General features: G+C 36.6%; 4 protein-coding genes. All 4 read left to right on the top strand.

Annotation, left to right across the window (positions count from 1 at the left end; genetic code table 11):
* The coding region (locus ACODS7_RS31930; RefSeq protein ID WP_488828573.1) for a tail fiber domain-containing protein at positions 1 to 383 on the top strand (383 nt) is incomplete at its 5' end.
* A gap of 160 nt (positions 384 to 543) precedes the next feature.
* A complete protein-coding gene (locus tag ACODS7_RS31925) occupies positions 544 to 855 on the top strand; it encodes a hypothetical protein (protein ID WP_243168415.1) in 312 nt (103 codons plus the stop codon).
* Between the two features lie 162 nt (positions 856 to 1,017).
* Positions 1,018 to 1,299 (top strand): hypothetical protein, encoded by a 282-nt coding sequence (locus ACODS7_RS31920; protein WP_000151299.1) that lies wholly within the window; start codon positions 1,018 to 1,020, stop codon positions 1,297 to 1,299.
* Positions 1,300 to 1,301: 2 nt separating this feature from the next.
* On the top strand, positions 1,302 to 1,505 hold the full coding sequence (locus tag ACODS7_RS31915) for a hypothetical protein (RefSeq protein WP_023523386.1): 204 nt from the start codon (positions 1,302 to 1,304) through the stop codon (positions 1,503 to 1,505).
* Positions 1,506 to 1,521 lie beyond the last annotated feature (16 nt).

Here is a 1,521-nt window from a genome sequence, read left to right as displayed (position 1 = left end):
AAGACCTTCCATTCTCTGCTTTAGATAAAATCAACTCTGTAAACATCAAACAGTATCACTTTATAAGAGATGTTGAACGCTTCGAGTCAGGGGAGTCTATTATACTTCCAATTAATTACGGTATGATTGCGGAGGACTCTGACGATGTATTCACCACACCACAGAAAGACGCTGTAACACTTTATAGCTCGGTTTCAATTTCTATTCAAGCAATACAAGAAGTTGACTTTGAAGTTAAAAATCTTCAATTTGACCACGGTATGTGGAAGCAGGAAGTTGACACTCTTAAAGAACAACTTGAAGCAGAAAAACTTGAGAAAGTTTCAATGAAAGCTGAAATTGATGAATTAAAGGTATTAGTGCAACAATTACTAAACAAATAAAACGAAAAGAGAGTGAATTATTATGGCTAAATTTTTCAAACCGGTATTTGATGAATTAACAATCGATCATGGTTCTGATATCTTATTAGAGGAGAATCATATGATTATCAATATCAATGCTGATAGAGTTCAAGAATAATTAAATTATGATGAATTATTAATGGTTTCTGAATTTCCATTGTTTAAACTTCCGGAAGATTTAATAAACGAGTTAACTACATTAGGAAAACAAGCGATTCCACATACTACACATTCAAATGTGAAAGGATGGTTTAAAATGCGACCGGATTTTGGGAGCGATGTAGTAAATTATGCATTTCAAATGTTATCCGGATATGATGTGTTTGACGGTAAGGAAATGAAGTGGAAGTGTATAGAAAAAGCTTTTGGTGGATTAGAAACGAAACACAAAGTATTACAAAGAGCAACCTATGTAATTGTTTTAAAAGATGTAACGGAAGTGGTCAACTAATATAACGAACTGGCATACTAAAACAAAAGATAAATGAGAAACCGAAGCAGCCATCAGCTGTTTTTATTTGGCGCAACATACGGCTTTGATAACAAAAGGGAGACAACCATGTCTCTCTTTTTTGATATAGATGAGAAGCATGGATAGAAGGAGGGAAAACGGATGACAATCGAACTTGGTGTGCTAATTGCGTTATTATCACTCGCCATCAGCTATTTTGGCTACGCCCTGAATAAATCTAAATCCATCAAAGCAGATGGACAACAAAGTGCAGAGGTCAAAGCAGAACTGGGATATATCCGGAAAGGTGTGGATGATATCCGGATTGATTTGAAAGCAAGTGAAAAACAAATGGTTGCACTGGGAGAACGCGTCACGAGGGTAGAAGAAAGCACGAAACAAGCGCATAAACGCTTGGATACAATCGAAAAGGAGACGGATTAGACATGACAAAAGAAAACATTCGAAAACGATTACGTAATTGGAAAACATGGGTGGCACTTGCCTCTCTTCTGGGATTCATTTGTGCGAAGGCAGGATTACTAGAAACGAAGAGCTTTATCGATGAAATGTTACCGTACCTTTTCACACTTGGTGTTGCCTTAGGAATTTGGAGTGACCACGAAGGGACAGTACAAACAGACAAATAAAAACAAAGAGAACGCA

The organism is Bacillus sp. FG16 (assembly GCF_057809515.1).
Note: the sequence above shows the minus strand (reverse complement) of the source record. Positions and strands in the feature narration are given on the sequence as shown.